Origin of the sequence: Arthrobacter sp. ZGTC212, from assembly GCF_002929255.1 — a bacterium.
Classification (GTDB): domain Bacteria; phylum Actinomycetota; class Actinomycetes; order Actinomycetales; family Micrococcaceae; genus Arthrobacter_B; species Arthrobacter_B sunyaminii.
Window position 1 is genome coordinate 604,430 of record NZ_PJIJ01000002.1, and the last position, 17,250, is coordinate 621,679.

At 64.4% G+C, this 17,250-nt stretch carries 16 protein-coding genes and 1 tRNA gene; 5 read left to right on the plus strand and 12 right to left on the minus strand.

What is annotated here, in order from left to right; all coding sequences use genetic code 11:
* The 7 genes from prcB to CXQ89_RS09535 all read right to left on the minus strand — a co-directional run bounded on the left by prcB (position 1) and on the right by CXQ89_RS09535 (position 7,633).
* Positions 1 to 825, minus strand: a complete 825-nt coding sequence (gene prcB, locus CXQ89_RS09505; protein ID WP_104054253.1) for a proteasome subunit beta — start codon at positions 823 to 825, stop codon at positions 1 to 3.
* A gap of 3 nt (positions 826 to 828) precedes the next feature.
* Positions 829 to 1,032 carry a ubiquitin-like protein Pup gene (locus CXQ89_RS09510; protein ID WP_104161086.1) on the minus strand — a complete coding sequence of 68 codons (204 nt, stop codon included), beginning with the start codon at positions 1,030 to 1,032 and terminating at the stop codon, positions 829 to 831.
* Positions 1,033 to 1,103: 71 nt separating this feature from the next.
* Positions 1,104 to 2,714, minus strand: a complete 1,611-nt coding sequence (gene dop, locus CXQ89_RS09515; protein ID WP_308470493.1) for a depupylase/deamidase Dop — start codon at positions 2,712 to 2,714, stop codon at positions 1,104 to 1,106.
* Positions 2,711 to 4,474, minus strand: coding sequence for a proteasome ATPase (arc, locus tag CXQ89_RS09520; RefSeq protein WP_104054251.1), 1,764 nt, complete (start codon positions 4,472 to 4,474; stop codon positions 2,711 to 2,713). The genes dop and arc overlap by 4 nt, the downstream gene beginning before the upstream one ends.
* A gap of 127 nt (positions 4,475 to 4,601) precedes the next feature.
* Positions 4,602 to 5,669: a tRNA (adenine-N1)-methyltransferase gene (locus CXQ89_RS09525; protein ID WP_104054250.1), complete on the minus strand. Its 1,068-nt coding sequence runs from the start codon at positions 5,667 to 5,669 to the stop codon at positions 4,602 to 4,604.
* Between the two features lie 60 nt (positions 5,670 to 5,729).
* Entirely contained in the window at positions 5,730 to 6,908 is a 1,179-nt protein-coding gene (locus tag CXQ89_RS09530; protein WP_258060012.1) for a site-2 protease family protein, read from the minus strand.
* The gene (locus CXQ89_RS09535) at positions 6,905 to 7,633 is read right to left on the minus strand and encodes an HAD family phosphatase (RefSeq protein WP_104161088.1); all 729 of its coding nucleotides are present in this window, start codon (positions 7,631 to 7,633) and stop codon (positions 6,905 to 6,907) included. The genes CXQ89_RS09530 and CXQ89_RS09535 overlap by 4 nt, the downstream gene beginning before the upstream one ends.
* Positions 7,634 to 7,735: 102 nt before the next feature.
* Between CXQ89_RS09535 and CXQ89_RS09540 the strand changes: the two genes are divergently transcribed.
* The gene (locus CXQ89_RS09540) at positions 7,736 to 8,614 is read left to right on the plus strand and encodes a PAC2 family protein (RefSeq protein WP_237688569.1); all 879 of its coding nucleotides are present in this window, start codon (positions 7,736 to 7,738) and stop codon (positions 8,612 to 8,614) included.
* A gap of 15 nt (positions 8,615 to 8,629) precedes the next feature.
* On the opposite strand, the gene mshC is transcribed toward CXQ89_RS09540, so the two are convergent.
* Genes mshC through CXQ89_RS09555 form a run of 3 tightly spaced genes read right to left on the minus strand, consistent with a single transcriptional unit; the run spans position 8,630 to position 11,109 of the window.
* Positions 8,630 to 9,916, minus strand: a complete 1,287-nt coding sequence (gene mshC, locus CXQ89_RS09545; RefSeq protein ID WP_104161089.1) for a cysteine--1-D-myo-inosityl 2-amino-2-deoxy-alpha-D-glucopyranoside ligase — start codon at positions 9,914 to 9,916, stop codon at positions 8,630 to 8,632.
* A gap of 23 nt (positions 9,917 to 9,939) precedes the next feature.
* The gene (locus CXQ89_RS09550) at positions 9,940 to 10,764 is read right to left on the minus strand and encodes an undecaprenyl-diphosphate phosphatase (protein ID WP_104161090.1); all 825 of its coding nucleotides are present in this window, start codon (positions 10,762 to 10,764) and stop codon (positions 9,940 to 9,942) included.
* A gap of 42 nt (positions 10,765 to 10,806) precedes the next feature.
* A complete protein-coding gene (locus tag CXQ89_RS09555) occupies positions 10,807 to 11,109 on the minus strand; it encodes a hypothetical protein (protein WP_104054245.1) in 303 nt (100 codons plus the stop codon).
* A 41-nt stretch (positions 11,110 to 11,150) separates the two neighbouring features.
* Between CXQ89_RS09555 and CXQ89_RS09560 the strand changes: the two genes are divergently transcribed.
* Complete coding sequence (locus tag CXQ89_RS09560; RefSeq protein ID WP_104054244.1) at positions 11,151 to 11,384, plus strand: DUF5703 family protein; 234 nt, start codon at positions 11,151 to 11,153, stop codon at positions 11,382 to 11,384.
* Positions 11,385 to 11,432: 48 nt separating this feature from the next.
* Here CXQ89_RS09560 and CXQ89_RS09565 read toward each other — a convergent pair whose 3' ends face one another.
* Together CXQ89_RS09565 and CXQ89_RS09570 are read right to left on the minus strand one after the other, a co-directional pair.
* Positions 11,433 to 12,584 (minus strand): acyl-CoA dehydrogenase family protein, encoded by a 1,152-nt coding sequence (locus CXQ89_RS09565; protein WP_104161091.1) that lies wholly within the window; start codon positions 12,582 to 12,584, stop codon positions 11,433 to 11,435.
* 26 nt (positions 12,585 to 12,610) lie between these two features.
* Positions 12,611 to 13,945 carry a M20/M25/M40 family metallo-hydrolase gene (locus CXQ89_RS09570; RefSeq protein ID WP_104161092.1) on the minus strand — a complete coding sequence of 445 codons (1,335 nt, stop codon included), beginning with the start codon at positions 13,943 to 13,945 and terminating at the stop codon, positions 12,611 to 12,613.
* Between the two features lie 147 nt (positions 13,946 to 14,092).
* Here CXQ89_RS09570 and CXQ89_RS09575 point away from each other — a divergent pair.
* The 3 genes from CXQ89_RS09575 to CXQ89_RS09585 all read left to right on the plus strand — a co-directional run bounded on the left by CXQ89_RS09575 (position 14,093) and on the right by CXQ89_RS09585 (position 17,222).
* Positions 14,093 to 14,175: transfer RNA gene (locus CXQ89_RS09575), tRNA-Leu, on the plus strand.
* A 159-nt stretch (positions 14,176 to 14,334) separates the two neighbouring features.
* Complete coding sequence (locus CXQ89_RS09580) at positions 14,335 to 15,645, plus strand: hemolysin family protein (protein WP_104161093.1); 1,311 nt, start codon at positions 14,335 to 14,337, stop codon at positions 15,643 to 15,645.
* 170 nt (positions 15,646 to 15,815) lie between these two features.
* The gene (locus CXQ89_RS09585) at positions 15,816 to 17,222 is read left to right on the plus strand and encodes an APC family permease (RefSeq protein ID WP_104054240.1); all 1,407 of its coding nucleotides are present in this window, start codon (positions 15,816 to 15,818) and stop codon (positions 17,220 to 17,222) included.
* Positions 17,223 to 17,250 lie beyond the last annotated feature (28 nt).

Here is a 17,250-nt window from a genome sequence, read left to right on the forward strand (position 1 = left end):
TCAGCCCTCCAATCCTGCTGCGGACCGGCGGCTAACCAGTTCCTGGGCCGTTATGTGCAGTTCTCGTTCCGGGATTTCCCTGGCACCGGCGCTGTTGACCACGTACACCACAGGCCACAGCTGCCGCACGAGGTCCGGGCCGCCGGTGGCGGAGTCGTCGTCGGCCGCGTCATAGAGGGCTTCCACTGCCACGGCCACCGCCTGCTCCTCGTCCAGCCCCGGCTTCCAGAGCTTCTTGAGTGCTCCGCGCGCAAACACCGATCCGGAACCCACGCTGTGGTGTTCGTACTCCTCGTAACGCCCACCCGTGACATCGTAGGAAAAGAGCCGGCCGAGGTGGCGTTCGGTGTCATAACCTGCAAACAGCGGCACCACCGCAAGCCCCTGAAGCGCCAGGGGCAGGTTGGAGCGCACCATGGCCGCGAGCCGGTTGGACTTGCCGTCCAGGCTCATGGGCGTTCCTTCGATTTTGTCGTAGTGCTCCAGTTCCACCTGGAACAGCCGGATCATGTCGATGGCCAGTCCGGCCGTTCCGGCAATGCCGACCACTGAGTAGTTGTCCGCCGGAAAAACCTTCTTGATGTGTCGGCTGGCAATCATGTTTCCCATGGTTGCCCGCCGGTCGCCGGCCATCAGCACCCCGCCCGCATAGGTCAGGGCCACAATGGTGGTGGCCTGCGGTGCGGCCGCAGACGTTGACGCTGCAGAAGCCGGGCCCAGCCGGCGGGATGACGGCAGAAGCTCAGGGTGGTGGCGGGCGAGATGATCGCTGAAGGACGGCGGCGCCGCCCCGTGAACCGCTGACGCGGGGTCCTGAGGGGTCATCCGCTACTGTCCGCCCTTCTGGATGAAGCCACGGACAAATTCCTCGGCATTGTTTTCCAACACGCCGTCAATCTCGTCCAAAAGGTCGTCGACACCTTCGGTCTGCGCTGACGCGCCCGCTTCCGGGCCGGCTTCGGGAGGAGGCGTCTCTTCCAGTTCCTCTTCCCCGGTGCGTCCTTCGGTGTTCCTGCGGTCCTGGGTTGCCATGATGCCTGCCTTCCTTGGCCGGAGTCCAGCCCTGTGACGGGTCCTGACAATCGGAACCCAACTGCTAGTGCCTATGGTGCCACGCTATGTTCCGGACCGGACAGGAGTCGAGTGACAAAGTCCTCCGCATCCACGGAAGCTTCAAACAATTCACCCGTCAGGGCACGGGTTCCCTTGAGGGGTTCACGCGTGGGGATGCGCTGCAGGCGCCGGCGCGAGGGGAGCTCGAAGATGATCGAATCCCAGCTGGCCCCCACCACCTGCTGAGGGAAGCGGCTAACACAGTTTCCCCGGAAGTAGGCCCGCGTGTCATCGGGCGGCTCGTTGACAGCCCGTGCAATCTCCTGGTCGGTCAGGATGCGCTCCATTTGACCGCGGGCGGCGAGCCGGTGGTACAGCCCCTTCTCCGGACGGATGTCCGAATACTGCAAATCCACCAGATGCAGCCGGGCATCGGACCAGGCGAGGGAGTCCCGGTTGCGGTACGCCTGGAGCAGTTTCAGTTTTGCCACCCAGTCCACAGACGCTGCGGCCTCCAGGGGATCGCGCTTCAGCGTTCCAACCAGGGACGTCCAGCGGGTAAGGATGTCCTCCGTGGCCGGGTCCGTCCCTGCGCTGCGGCAGTGCCGCGCCGCAGCCTCCAGATAAATCTCCTGAAGGTCGAGGCCGGAGACCATGCGCCCGTCCTTGAGCTCCACCAGCCGCTCAAGGCTCGGATCGTGGCTGATAGCCTGCAGCGCGCCCACCGGATCCCGCAGCTCCACTTCCGGCGCAGTGCCCGCCTCAATCATGGACAGGACAATGGACGTGGTTCCCACCTTCAGCAGCGTGGATACCTCGCTGAGGTTTGCGTCGCCGATAATGACATGCAGCCGCCGGTACTTTTCCGCCACGGCATGGGGTTCATCGCGGGTGTTCACAATGGGCCGGCGGATGGTGGTTTCCAGTCCCACCTCCGCCTCAAAGAAATCCGCCCGCTGGCTCAGCTGGTAGCCCTGGCGCTGGTTGTTGGTCCCTATCCCCACCCGGCCGGACCCGACAATGACCTGGCGGCTGACAAAGAAAGGCACCAGGCCGCGGACCAGGTCGGTGAAGGGGACACTGCGCGGAACCAGATAGTTTTCGTGGGACCCGTAAGAGGCCCCCTTGCTGTCGGTGTTGTTCTTATACAGGTTTACGGGCGAGAACCCGGGTGCGGCGGCAATATACCGCACCGCTGCCAGTACGACGGCGTCCCCGGCTTTGTCCCACAGGACCGCATCGCGCGGAGTGGTTACTTCCGGGGAGGAGTATTCCGGATGCGCGTGGTCTACGTAGAGGCGTGCACCGTTGCCCAGCACCATGTTCATCAAGACCGGGTTGTCCGTGGTTTGCTCCCCGTAGAGGGCGGCCGGACCGCCGCCCTCCATGGCAATCTGTTCCGCGTCCAGCACCGGCGGAGCATCGGTCAGCTGGGTCGGATCCGCTGCCGTCCGCGGCACGGCAAATCCCCGCGCGTCATTCAGCGGTGCCTCGTCCGTGTAATCCCACCGGGTGCCGCTGAAATTGCCCATCCCGCTCCGGCGCGAAGCTGCATAGGCATTGACGATCTGGCTGGACAGGACGGTGGCGTTGGCCGCGGGCATCCCGGGCGCCAGCACACCGTACTCGGTTTCCGTGCCCATGACGCGGCGCACGCTCATAGATACTGCCCGGGGTTGGCGGTTGTTTCGATGGTGCGCCCGGGTTCCTGCCCGGCCTTGCCCTGGATGATGGTGCGGATGTAGGTGATGCGCTCGCCTTTCTTGCCGGAGATGCGTGCCCAGTCGTCCGGGTTGGTGGTGTTGGGCATGTCCTCGTGCTCACGGAATTCATCCACCACGGCACGCATCAGATGATCGATCCGCAGGCCGCGCTGGTGCAGCATCAGCAGGTCCTTGATGGCGTACTTCTTGGCCCGGTCCACGACGTTTTGAATCACGGCACCGGAATTGAAGTCCTTGAAGTACAGCATTTCGGTGTCACCGTTGGCGTAGGTGACTTCCAGGTATTCGTTGGACTTGTCCTCCGCATACATCTTTTCCACGGTCCGGCGGATCATTTCCCGGACCGTCATTTCCGGGTCGTACCCGTTTTCGGCGAGGTCGTCCCGGTGCAGGGGCAGGTCCGGCGTCAGGTACTTGGCGAAGATCTCCGCCGCGCCCTCGGCATCCGGGCGCAGGATCTTGATCTTCACGTCCAGCCGGCCCGGACGCAGGATGGCCGGATCGATCATGTCCTCGCGGTTGGAGGCGCCGATGACAATGACGTTTTCCAATTTCTCCACGCCGTCGATCTCCGAGAGCAGCTGGGGAACGATGGTGGTTTCAACATCGGAGGAAATACCGGTTCCGCGGGTACGGAAGAGCGAGTCCATCTCGTCAAAGAACACCACAACGGGGCTTCCGCCGGAGGCCTTTTCACGGGCGCGGGCGAAAATCAGCCGGATGTGCCGCTCGGTCTCCCCCACGTACTTGTCCAGCAGCTCCGGGCCCTTGATGTTCAGGAAGTAGCTGCGGGTTCCCAGGGATCCGGTCTGCTCCATGACCCGGGCGGCCAGCGAGTGGGCCACCGCCTTGGCGATGAGGGTTTTGCCGCAGCCGGGAGGGCCGTACAGCAGGATGCCCTTGGGTGCCTTGAGGCCGTGCTCCCGGTACAGGTCCGGATGCAGGAAGGGCAGCTCGACGGCGTCACGGATCTGCTCAATCTGGGGTCCCAGGCCGCCGATATCCGAGTAGGAGATGTCCGGAACTTCTTCCAGGACCAGGTTTTCCACCTCGCTGCGGGGGATCTTCTCCAAGGCGTAGCCGATTCGTGTATCGACGGTGAGGGCGTCTCCCACCCGAACTTTCTCGGCTACCAGCGGACCGTTGAGGCGGACCACACGTTCGTCGTCGGCCCGGCCGATGACCAGGCAGCGGTCGGTGCCCAGCAGCTCCTTGACGGTGAACAGCTCGCCGCTGCGCTCGAAGCCCAGCGAAGCGACGGCGACCAGCGACTCGTTCAGGAGAACTTCCTGCCCGGGAACAATCTGGTCCATGTCCAGCAGCGGGCTGACCGAAACGCGGAGCTTGCGTCCGGACTGAATGATGTCCAGACTGTCCTGGACTGCCGCAGTTGTGGTTTTGCCCCTGCTGGCCGGTGCCCGGTGGTTCACCGAGATGACGGTCGCGAAGCTAAAGGGCGTGGCGCCCTCTTTCTCGAGGGCGTCCTTCAACCGGATGATCTCTGACTTTGCCGTCTCCAGCATCGCCACCAAGCGGGCATTGTTGTGGGTAAGGGCTGCCAGCTGCCGGTCCACGTTCCGCAGCTTCTCCCGAAGCACGGCGGCCTGCTGGGCGTCGATCCCGGGGCCGCCTGTTCCGCCGAGGTATCCGCGCGGATCTTCAGCCCCGGATTCAACGTTGTTATCTGCTCCAACCATGCTTACGACCACCTTCACGTTGCGCAGGGACTCTAGCCTCTGACGATAACCCAGCAACGGAGGCAAAACACCGGTTGGCACCTCTTGTGTTTGTCGGGCCGGCAGTTATCCACCGGCCCGATTGCGGCTAGGGCGTTTCCGGCGTACCGTCCTGATCCGCGTTGTACTTTTCGGCGTTTTCCAGGGCCCCGCGCTGCACCTTGGAACTGGCGTCACGGGCAGCGCGGCGCAGCTTGTGGGCCGAGACTTCCCTCTCGCCAACTGCAGCGGGCGTCCATGCGTTGAGGTCCTCTTCGCTGAAGTTGGTTTTGGATGCGCGGCGCTTGGCCACCAGTCCGGTGGCGCCTTCGGCCAGACGCCGGGCGGTCAGCAGGAATCCGGTGTGTGCCACCATGCGGTGGTCCGGACGAACGGCCAGCCCTTCCAGGTGCCAGCCGCGGACCATGGATTCCCAGCCGTCGGGCTCGGTGAACCGGCCGTCGGCGCGGATTGCCTCGGCGGTGCGGGACAGCTGCGTGACAGTGGCTACGTAGGAAATCCAGACGCCTCCCGGTGCCAGGACGGTGGCTACGGCGTCGGTGCACTCCCACGGAGCCAGCATGTCAAGAACCACCCGGTCAACGCTGCCGGGCTCTTCGGTGCGGACAACCTCTTCCTGGAAGTCACCCAGGGTGATGTTCCAGGCGGGGTGCGGGCCCCCGAAGAAGGTTTCCACGTTTCCCCGTGCGATATCCGCGAACTCTTCGCGCCGTTCAAAGGAATGAAGCGAGCCGTAATCTCCCACGGCACGCAGCAGGGAGATGCTCAGCGCGCCGGAGCCCACGCCGGCCTCCACCACGCGGGCGCCGGGATAAATGTCGGCCATGGTGACAATCTGGCCGGCGTCCTTCGGATAAACCACGGCGGCACCGCGGGGCATCGAGAGGACGAAGTCCGACAGCAGGGGGCGCAGCACCTGGTACTGCTGGCCCGTGGTGTTGGTGACGATCGTGCCTTCGGGCTTGCCGATGATCGTGTCATGGGGCAGGAACCCGCGGTGGGTGTGGAAAGCGCCGCCCTCGGTCAGGGTGATGGTGCTGTGCCGGCCCTTTTCGTCGGTGAGCTGGACGCGCTCCCCCGGACGCAGCGGCCCCCGGCGGTTGTCGGCGCCGTGGGGTGCTGTAGCGGCAGTCTGGCCCGGAGTTTCCGAGTTCATGGGTAACGTTCCTTTGGATCGGGTGTTGCTGGTCTGTGAAGAAAAAGGGGGGGCGGAAATTTACCGCGGGGATGCCGGCGGACGCTGCCGCCGTCCGGGCTTGGCCGATATGGCGTCCAGGACAACCGCCTGGGTCAGGAGCCCAATCACGGAGCCGTCGTGGTCTATGACGGCATACTCACTGCCCTGAAGTTTAGCGAGGTACTCCACCAGTTCTGAACCGGCAGCGACCACCGGCACATAGGCTCCGGGAGCCAGGGGGCGGGCTGCGGCGTCCACCGGTGTGCTCGCCGCCAGGTTGTCCGGCACCAGCGCGAGTGCTCCGCGGTCCGCGACGGCCCAGGGCTGCCCCGTGACGGCAGTGATGACCAGGGCCGCGTGCGGATTCGCCGTCAGCAGGGACCGGGCGCTGGACACGGTCGAGCCGGCGGGCAGCGAAACCGCGGGGCTCATGAGGGCGCCTGCGCTGACCTGGGGCAGCCGCAGGCGGACGCGGGCGTTCTGGATGCTGGCTCCGGCACCCATCCAGAGGAAGGAAGAAATCAGCGCGGTGAGCAGGATCAGCTGCAGGTCCGGCGCTTCGCCGCGCAGGTAGGGCGGAATGACGACGGCGGCAGCCAGCAGGGCTGCGATGATTCGTCCCGCATAGCCGGCGGCCACGGTGCCCCGGTCCTGGGAACCTGTGGCCTTCCATACCGCCGATTCCACGATCCGGCCGCCGTCCAGGGGAAGGCCGGGCAGCACGTTGAACACGGCCACCAGCAGGTTTGCCCACACAAAAATCTGGGCCAGCAGCGCTGCCACCGGATTCAGCGGCACCGCAACCAGGAGAAGCCAGCCTGCGCCGGCCAGCACGAAGTTGGCCGCGGGTCCCGCCAAAGCCACCAGCAGGGACCGCCCAGGCGTTGTCTGCACGCTGCCGAACTGGGTATGCCCTCCCCAGAGGGTCAGCACGATTTTTGTCGTCGGCCAGCGGTACCTCCGGGCGAGGACGGCGTGGGCCAGCTCGTGAATGAGCACGGAGACCAGCAGCAGCAGGGCGTATCCCAGCGCAACCCCGTAGGCGCCAACACCGAGGTACGGAAAGCTTCGCCGGACCAGCGGGCCGAAAAACACCACGATAAAGGCGGCAATAATGAACCAGGAGTAGGCCAGGTAGACGGGCACCCCGGCGATCCGTCCCAGGGGTATCCCGTTCCGCACGGGCGCCGGTGTACCGGCTCCGGGGGTAGTGCTCAACGCGTTGCCCCTGCCGGCGCCGAGGTCACCAGCGAGGCCAGATCCGCAGCTGTCCTGCCGGCCAGTGTTTCCCATTCATGCCGGCCCTCGTCCGGGGGCAGCGGAAGAAAATGGGGAACACCGAGCGTCACCAGGCCCGCCGCGCCGGCGGAGGTGACCCCCGGAAGGGAGTCCTCGATCGCAACCACACGGTTCTTCACCAGATCGGGGACCAGCTCCGAAAGACGGTCGAAGGCCAGCTCGTAGGGCTCCGGATGGGGCTTTCCCTGCTGGACCATGTCTCCCGTGACCAGGAACTCGAAGGTCCCGGCAGGCAGCTGGCGACACACCTCATTGGCCAGCACGGGCTCCGACATGGTCACCATGACGCACGGAATACCGCCTTCGCGAAGTTCGGCAAGCAGTTCGCGGGCCCCGGGACGCCAGGGGATCTGGGTGCGGACTTTCACCGTCACCTGCGAAATAAGCCGGTCAATGATCTCCCGGATCGTCAGGGGAACGCCTGCGTTCTGCAGCATCCCGGCACCGTAGGTCAAGGCCTGGCCGACCATTGATTCGGCGTCGGAATCCGTCCATGAGCCGCCGTACTCGGCAACGAGATCCTTCTCCGCCTGGATCCAATACGGTTCCGTGTCCACGATCGTGCCGTCCATATCCCACAGCACCGCCTGGAGCGGGGCGTACCGGGGATCAATCTGCAGGGCATTGGGAACAGAAGAAGACATGCATCCCAGTCTAAGGGGCGGCGGCTGACGGGTTTACTTTGCTCTCGGCGAAGGGCTGCCCGCGGTCCTGACAACACAGCGCGCCGGACATATGGTGAGTCTGTGAGCAATACCGACGAAACCCCGCCCGTAGGCCTCCAGGACTTTTACGGCGGCTCCCAAGAGCGCACCACCGTCATGCTGGCGGCCTTTGAGGGCTGGAACGATGCCGGCGAAGCTGCCAGCGACGCCGTGAAGTTCCTGAGCATGTTTTGGCAAAGCGAGAAGATCGCCAGCCTGAACGCGGATGAGTACTACGATTTCCAGTTCACCCGGCCGGTGATTGAGCGGCTGGCGTCCGGCGAGAAACGGATCAAATGGCCAAGCACCCGCATTTCCAAGGCCGAGGTTCCGAACAGCAATCTGGACGTGATCTTTGTTTCCGGTGTTGAACCTTCCTACAAGTGGCGGGCTTACACCGCAGAGCTGATTGCGCTGGCGAAGGAACTGGAAGTCGACTGCATCCTTCTTGCCGGCGCGCTGCTGGCCGACGTGCCGCACACCCGCCCGATTCCCGTGACGGTGACCTGCGAAGACAGTGACCTGCGCGAGGAACTCAAGGTGGAGTCTTCCCACTATGAGGGGCCCATCGGGATCGTTGGGGTGCTGGCGGAAATGGCCGGGCTGGCCGACATTCCCGCTGTGTCCCTGTGGGCGGCAGTGCCCCACTATGTGGGGCACTCCCCCTCGCCCAAGGCGCAGCTGTCCCTGCTGCACCGCATCGAGGAACTGCTTCAGGCACCCCTGGACACGGCGCTGCTGACCGATGAAGCCGATGCCTGGGAGCGGGGCGTGGACGAACTGGCCACCGAGGATCCGGAAATCGCCGCCTATGTGCGCCAGCTGGAAGAAGCGAAGGACACGGCGGAGCTTCCGGAAGCCAGCGGCGAGTCGATTGCCCGCGAGTTTGAGCGCTATCTCAAACGCCGCCGGCGCGACTAGGGGCTCTGCCCCGGGCTAGAGCCGAATACCCAGCAGGGCGTCCAGCGTGGAAGCAGCCAGTTCGGCGCCGTCTGCGGTCACGGTGTTCGCCCGGCCGCTCTCGGCGACCATGACCGCCCACGCGTCCACTGCGGCCAAAGCGGCAGGTGCATCGAGATCCCGGGCCATTGCCGTGCGCACCTCAGTGAGCATCTGCTCGGCTTCGGCGCGGCTGGTATTGGGCAGCGCGCTGCGCCAGCGGGAAAGGCGCTGCTCGGCACTGGTCAGCTGATCATCCGTCCAGAACCAATCGGTGCGGTAGTGGTGGCTGAGCAGGACTGCACGGATGGCAGCCGGATCAGTGCCCTGGCTCCGCAGCTGGGAAACCAGTACCAGGTTGCCTAGGGACTTGCTCATCTTCTCGCCGTCCAGGCCCACCATGCCGGCGTGCGCGTAATGGCGGGCCAGCGGGCTTCCGCTGCAGGCGTAGGCGTGGCCGGCGCTCATCTCATGGTGAGGGAAGACCAGATCCGAGCCGCCGGCCTGAACGGTGAACGGAGCCGGCAGGAAACGCTGGGCGATGACTGAACACTCAATGTGCCAGCCGGGGCGCCCCTCCCCCAGCGTTGCGCCGTCCCAGAAGGGTTCGCCGGCCCGCTTCACGCGCCACAGCAGCGGGTCCAGCGCATTGCGCTTGCCGGCGCGCAGGGGATCGCCGCCGCGTTCGGCAAAGATCGGGAGCATCTGTTCGGGGTTGAGGCCGGAAACGCTGCCCAGATGCCAGGCCACTGGATCCTCCGGGTCCATTTCCGAGGCCGCATCGACGGAAAAGTAGACGTCGCCGGCGGGGTTGGTGCCATCCCCGGGAACACGGTAGGCAAGGCCGCGGCGAAGCAGATCCTCCACTGCCGGCACAATCCAGTCAATGGCTTCCACCGCGCCGATGTAGTGATCCGGAGCCAGGACGTTCAGTGCTTCCATGTCGTCTCGGAAGAGCTGGGTCTGCTCGAGGGCCAGTTCCCGCCAGTCCAGGCCTTTGGCGTTGGCTCGTTCCAGCAGCGGATCATCAACGTCCGTGACATTCTGCACGTAGCGGACCGTATTGCCTGCGTCCCGCCACTGCCGGTTCAGCAGGTCAAAGGCTACGTAGGTCGAAGCATGTCCCATGTGGGTGGCGTCATAGGGGGTGATGCCGCAGACATAGAGACTGGCCTCACCGTCGGTGCGCACCGGAACGGCGCTGTCCAGGGCGGTGTCGTGGAGAACCAGGTCCGGCGATTTTCCGGGCAGGACGGGCAGGGGGAAGTTTTTCCAGGCAATCACAGGGACAACTCTACTTTCCCTTCCTAGGCAGTCAGCACACCCAGACCCAGCAGGATGTAAATAACCACGCCGAGAAGGATGCGGTACCAGACAAAGAGGCTGTAGCTGCGGCTGGAAACGTAGCGCAGGAACCACCCGATGATGATGAATCCCACGATGAAGGCAACAAGGGTGGCTCCGGCAGTCTCCCACCCGCCGTACACCATCGGCTCATCCAGCGACTTGGCCAACTGGAAAAGGCCGCTGCCGAAGACTGCAGGAATGGCCAGCAGGAACGCATACCGGGCGGCAGCCTCGCGGGTGTAGCCCATGAACAGCCCTGCTGTGATGGTTCCGCCGGAACGGCTGACGCCGGGGATCAGCGCCATGGCCTGCGCGAGCCCGTAAAGGATGCCGTGCTTGTAGGTGAGCTGGTCCAGACGGCGCTGCTGCTTCCCCACGGCGTCCGCGATCGCCAGGATGATGCCGAAGACAATCAGCATGGTGGCGACGATCCACAGACTGCGGAAGGTGCTCTCGATCTGGTCCTGGAACAGAAGCCCGAGGATAACGATGGGCAGCGTTCCGATGATGATCAGCCAGCCCATGCGGGCATCCGGATCATTGCGCGGAACACGTCCGGTCAGCGACCCGAACCAGGACTTGACGATCCGGACAATGTCTTTCCAGAAGTACACCGCCACGGCCGTCTCCGTGCCGAGCTGCGTGATGGCCGTAAAGGCCGCCCCCGGATCCTGCGCGCCGGGCAGCAGCTCGCCCACAATCCGCAGATGGGCGCTGGAGGAGATGGGGAGAAATTCAGTAAGACCCTGAATGAGACCGAGGAAGAGTGCTTCAAACCAATTCACAAGGGAATACTCTAGGGCACCGTCAGTTGGCGCCCGAACCCGCTACCCTCCCGGCTGCGCACCGGAGGAGCGTTCCCCCGCGTCGCGGGGATCGTTGACGAACTCCGCGTCGGCATCCATATCGGCGTCAAAATCCTCGTCGTCATCTTCATAGATCTCAAGCGGCGTGACCTCGCCGTAGGCGTCATAGAGGACTTCTTCATAGACCTCGAAGGCATCCGCGACAGCCAGATAGGCCGCTTCCACCACCGGGTCCTTGTCTCCCCGGCGCTGCGAGGCCGCCGTCAGATGTTCTTCGAGTGCGGCCACGAGGGATTGGAGCGCAACATGCGGATCTATGCTCATGCCCTAGACGTTAGCGGTAAAGTGAGCAAAATTGGAGGGAAATGCGAGAACAAATTCTTCGGCCCAGCGTCCGCCGGCCAAACGAAAATATCCGGGACTATGAGTACCTCGTGGTGTCGGTGAACCCCGGAGATTCCCTCTCCGAGGCACGCCGGATCATCACCGAACATGCCGAGTACGGCAAATGGGAGCTCCAGCGCAGCTGCATCTATCGCGGCGGAGCTCGCCGTTTCTGGCTGCGCCGCCGGATCATGCGGGTCCGCCGCACTGCCTGATTCGGACCCCGCTGCAGCGCAGCGGCCGGAATTACCCCGGACACTGGACTAGTCCGGCAGCGGCCCCAGCCAGGCATTGGCTACCGACGCATGCACAGAATCCTCGCTTGAGGGGTGGAACATGCCCGCAAGCACGTCACGGTAGAGGCGCTCCAGTTCAGCACCCCGGGAATAGCTCCTGCCCCCGGCCACGCGGACAGCCGTTTCCACCACCAACCGTGCTGTTTCGGTGGCCCGGTACTTCAGCGAGGACAGTTTTGGAAACCACAGGCTTCCGTGGTCGGCGCCCTCTTCCAAATCACGGGCCATCGTTTCCAGCTGCGGATGGATCCCGTCCATCCGAATCGCCGCATCCGCAACTTTCCAGCGGGTGTGCGGGTCGTGGGCCCCGGTGCCGCCTCCCGCCGTCGTCCGCTGCTGTGCTGCTTCCACCGCCAGTTCGACGGCGCGGTCGCCGATGCCGGTGTAGACGGCGGACAGCAGGGTTTCAAAGAGGGCGAAGATGCCAAAGACGAAGGCATCCGAGTGCGGTCCCACCGGGGTGCTGCGGACCAGCTGACCCTTGGACAGGACCGCGTGATCCAGGACGGTGGTGCAGGACTGGCTGGCCCGCATGCCCATGGTGTTCCAGTCATCCTTGACGATGATGCCCTCAGTGCCGCGCGGGGCGAACCCGAAAACGAGCCGGGGTTCCTGGGGCACTGAGTCGTCACGGCCGAAAATACCCAGCCTTGTCCACGCCGGCGAGAGGCTGGTGAAGATCTTGGTCCCGGTGAACGCATAGGACCCGTCCCCCTGCGGAACGGCAGCCGTCTTGGAATCGAACAGGACGGCAGGATTGCCCGGTTCCGAGATGCCGAAGGCGTACAGCTCGCCCCGGGCGGCGTCCTCGAGGATAAACGCCAGGGAATCGTCCCCGCGCAGGGCCAGCAGGTGGGCCACGCCGCACCAGACGAGGTGCATGTTGACGGCCAGCGCCGTGGCGGGGGCTGCGGTGGCCAGCAGCCGCTGGCTTTGGACTACCTGGCCAATCGTGAATCCTGCGCCGCCTGCCTCCTGCGGGGTGAAGAGGGACAAGTAGCCGGCGCGGCGCAGGTCTTCGAGGTCCTCGGTGAAGAAGCTGTTGTCCCGGTCATAACCGGCAGCGCGTCCACGCAGCCGTTCCAGGAGGTCGGGGGTCAGGATGTTTTCGACGTTCATGCACTGGATCCTTTCAGGAGGAAAGGCTAGTAACTGGTGAGCAGCCGGGACAGGACCCTGGTCCCGAACTTCAGGGAATCGACCGGCACCCTTTCGTCCACACCGTGGAACATGCCGGTGAAGTCCAGGTCCTCCGGCAGCCTCAGCGGCGCAAAACCGTATCCGGTGATGCCCAGGCGGCTGAGCGACTTGTTGTCGGTGCCTCCGGAGAGCGTGTACGGGAGCACGGGGGCACCCGGATCTTCGGCCTGCAGCGCGCCGATCATCGAATCCACCAGGTTTCCCTTGAACGGAACCTCCAGGGATACGTCCTTGTGCTCGTAGCTGACGTCGATCCCCGGGCCGGCGAGGTCCTTGATGATCGCCAAGACCTGCTCCTCCTGACCGGGAAGGGTCCGCACATCGATGAGCGCTTCGGCGCTGCCGGGAATGACGTTGTGCTTGTAGCCGGCCTTGAGCACCGAGGGGTTGGAAGTGTTCTGCAGGGTGGCACCCACGAAACGGGCCACGGTGCCCAGTTCCGCCAGCAGCCGCTCGGGGTTCTGCGGATCGAATTCGACGCCGGTGAGCTCGGTCACGCCGTCCAGGAAGGCACGGGTGGTGTCAGTGAGCTCGATGGGCCAGGGGTACTCGCCGATGGTGGCGACGGCGCGGGCCAGCCGGGTGACGGCGTTGTCGGTGTTGATCTGGGAGCCGTGTCCGGCCCGCCCGTGGGCAGCCAGACGCAGCCAGGAGATGCCCTTCTCCGCGGTCTGCAGCAGGTAGGTGCGTTTGCCCCCGATGGTGGCGGAGAAGCCGCCAACCTCCGAGACGGCCTCCGTGGCGCCGTCGAACAGTTCCCTGCGGTTCTCCACCGCCCAGCCCGCACCGTACTGGCCGCCGGCCTCCTCGTCAGCGAAAAACGCGAAGATGAGGTCCCGCCGGGGCTTGGCGCCCGAACGGGCCATCTGGCGCATCACCGACAGGATCATGGCGTCCATGTCCTTCATGTCCACGGCGCCGCGGCCCCAGATCAGACCGTCGCGTTCTTCGCCGCTGAACGGATCAACCGACCAGTCCTGTTTCTGCGCCGGCACCACGTCCAAGTGGCCGTGCACCACGAGGGCGGGCAAAGAGGAATCGCTGCCTTCCATCCGGGTGACCACCGAGGCACGGCCCGGAGCGGACTCAAAGAGGTCCGCGTGCAGGCCGACTTCCTCGATCAGTCCTGCGGTGTACTCGGCGGCGGCACGCTCCCCCGGACCTGAGCCGTCCCCGAAGTTGGAGGTGTCAAAGCGGATAAGCTCCTGGCAGATCCGGGTGACTTCATCTTCGGCGGTTGTTGGGCGCGCGGCGGACTCAGACGCAGTGGACTCAGACATGTTTCTCCTTCGAAGTGATTGGTGCCCAGCCTAGCCACCGAGTGCCTGACCAGCGCCGATTTACGGTTGCGGCTAAAACCGTGTTAGAGTTTTTCCCGTTGCTTCCGCAGCTTTTGAACGACTAAAGAGCTTGCGGCAAACACCCAAGCGCGGGTGGCGGAATGGCAGACGCGCTAGCTTGAGGTGCTAGTCCTCTAACGAGGGTGGGGGTTCAAGTCCCCCTCCGCGCACAATCAAAACCCCGGAATCCTTTGGATTCCGGGGTTTTTTGTTGCCTTGGATCAAACACAGGATTAGTTATCCGTGACGTTGAACACATCTTCCCCTGTGCATCGTGCGCAGCTGTTCTTCCCTGTCAGCGGCGGCACGGCGCCGGTACCCTCGGGTCTATGGATGGCGCAACGCTCTTCAACCTGCTGCTCGTCGTGTTCTTCGTCCTGCTGGGAGGAGTTTTCGCCGGAACCGAGATGGCGCTGGTCTCGCTGCGGGAGAGCCAGATCAGCCGCATCGAATCATCCGGGGCCGGCGGCAGGAAGATCGCCGAGCTGGCCCGCAACCCCAACCTGTTCCTGTCATCCATCCAGATTGGCGTGACCCTCTCGGGGTTTTTCTCCGCCGCCTACGGAGCTTCCGCCCTTGCTCCCGCGCTGGCACCGGCACTGCGGGGGCTGGGTTTTGCACCGGCCGCAGCGGACGCCGCCGCCTTCATCCTGCTGACCCTGGCCGTGGCTTACCTGTCCCTGGTCCTGGGTGAGCTGGTGCCCAAGCGGCTGGCCATGCAGAACGCCGAGCGCTTCACCCGTCTCCTCGCCCCTCCCCTGAATGTCTTCGCCGTCATCATGCGGCCCGTCATCAAGCTGCTCTCAGTATCGACGGATGCCGTGGTCCGGGTCCTCGGCGGCGATCCCAAAGTCAAGACGCCCCCGATCACCTCCCAGGAGCTGTGGGACATGGTGGCAGCCAGCCCCGTCCTTGCAGAGGACAGCCGGCGCATCCTCTCCGACGTTTTCGGCGCCGGCGACCGGCTGCTGCAGGAGGTCATGCGTCCCCGTCCCGAAGTGAAGTTCCTTTCCGCCGAGCTGACGGTGGCCGAGGCCCGGGCCATCGTGCATGTGCTCCCCTACTCGAGGTACCCGGTCATCAGGGACTCACCGGACGACGTCGTCGGCTTCATCCATGTGCGGGACCTCCTGCGGGAGGACGACGGCGGCAACGGTTTGGGTGGGCCGCGCACGCTCGGGGACATTGCCCGCCCCATCCTTTTCCTTCCGGGCACCGCGCCGGTTGTCCCCTCGCTGTCCCGCATGCGGCGGGACGGCAGCCACATCGCCGTGGTGGCGGATGAGTACGGCGGCACGGACGGCATCGTCACGCTGGAGGATCTGGTGGAAGAGCTGGTCGGGGAGATCTACGACGAGTACGACACCCTGCGGGACCCCGAGGACAGGCACCGTCGGATCCGCGGCGATCTGGTGGTTGACGGCGCTTTGATCCTGCAGGAGTTCGAGCGGCTGACCGGCTTCGCCCTTCCGGAAGGACAATATGAAACGGTCGGCGGGTACATTATGGAAAGACTGGGCCGGATTGCCAGGCCCGGAGATGTGGTCGGGGCGCCGGGGTGCGAGCTGGAGGTGCTTAGCCTTTCCCGCCGGCGCATTGTGGCTGTCCGCGTCATTCCCGATTCAAAGGAAGCTGACTAACCTTCCTCCCGGGCGGGCTTTGGTCGACTTCGGTTACGCGGGCCTCAGTCATTTCCCGTAACATTGCTATGCCGCTCTGAAGCGCAGAGAATACCGGGCACGGGCAGTGAGCCCCATTCCGGCTAGGCCCGGACCGCAGATGCAGATATCCAGAAAGCAGGAAAGCCGTCATGGCCGAAACAAAAAACGACTCGGGAGCGCCCGAACTCAAGCGGGTGATGGGAACCAAGCTCCTGCTGCTGTTCATCGTCGGCGACATTCTTGGAACCGGTGTTTACGCCCTGACCGGCCAGGTGGCCGGCGAGATTGGCGGCGCCGCCTGGGCTCCCATTCTGGTGGCCTTCTTCGTCGCCACGATTACTGCTCTCTCCTATCTTGAGCTCGTCACCAAATTCCCGCAGGCAGCCGGTGCCGCGCTTTATGCGCACAAAGCCTTTGGAATTCATTTCGTGACCTTCCTCGTGACCTTTGCGGTCCTGAGTTCAGGCATCACGTCGGCATCCACCGCCGCCAAGTTCCTGGCCGAGAACTTCATTGTCGGGTTTAATCTCGACTGGGGTCAGACCGGCGTCACTTGGGTGGCAGTCATCTTCATGCTTGTGCTCGCCCTGATCAACCTGCGCGGTGTCGGAGAGAGCATTAAGTTCAATGTGGTTCTGACCATCATCGAACTCACCGGCCTTCTCATCGTGATCCTGATTGGCTTCTGGGCCATGGGGCAGGGCAACGTCGACTTCTCGCGGGTCATGGTCTTTGAAACCGAAGGCAACAAGAGCGTTTTCCTTGCCCTCACGGCGGCCACCTCCCTGGCTTTCTTCTCCATGGTCGGTTTTGAAGACAGCGTCAACATGGCCGAGGAGACGCGCGACCCCGCGAAGATCTTCCCGAAGGTCATGCTGACCGGACTGGGAATCACCCTGGTCGTGTATCTGCTGGTCTCCATTGCCGCCGTCGCCATTGTTCCCGTGGGCCAGCTCTCCGCCAGCGCAACGCCGCTGCTGGAAGTTGTTCGTGCCGGCGCCCCCAACCTGCCGGTGGACGTTATCTATCCGTTCCTGTCGATCTTCGCGGTGGCCAATACTGCGCTGATCAACATGCTGATGGCCAGCCGCCTGCTTTACGGCATGGCCAAGCAGGACGTCCTCCCCCGTTCCCTTTCCAAGGTCCTTCCGGGCCGCCGCACCCCGTGGGCCTCGATCCTCTTCACCACCGCCATCGCCCTGGGACTGATCATCCTTGTCACCAACTTCATGGGCAAGGAAACCGTCACCGCGCTGGGCGGCACCACCGCCCTGCTGCTGCTGGCCGTCTTCACCGTGGTGAATATTGCCTGCCTGGTGCTGCGCCGTACTCCGCACGAAGGCAAGCACTTCCGTTCCCCCGGCTTCCTTCCGTACGTGGGCGTTTTCACCTGTGCCTTCCTCCTCGGTCCCTGGGCCCAGGATCCGATCGAGTACCAGATCGCCGGCCTGCTGCTGGTCCTGGGCCTGCTGCTCTGGGTCCTGACCTGGTTCTGGAACCGGGCCGTGCGTGCCAAGAAGACCCGGTTCACCGATGCCGAAGAAATCCGCGGCTAGGCACTTCCGCCCGTTTACGTCCCTACGT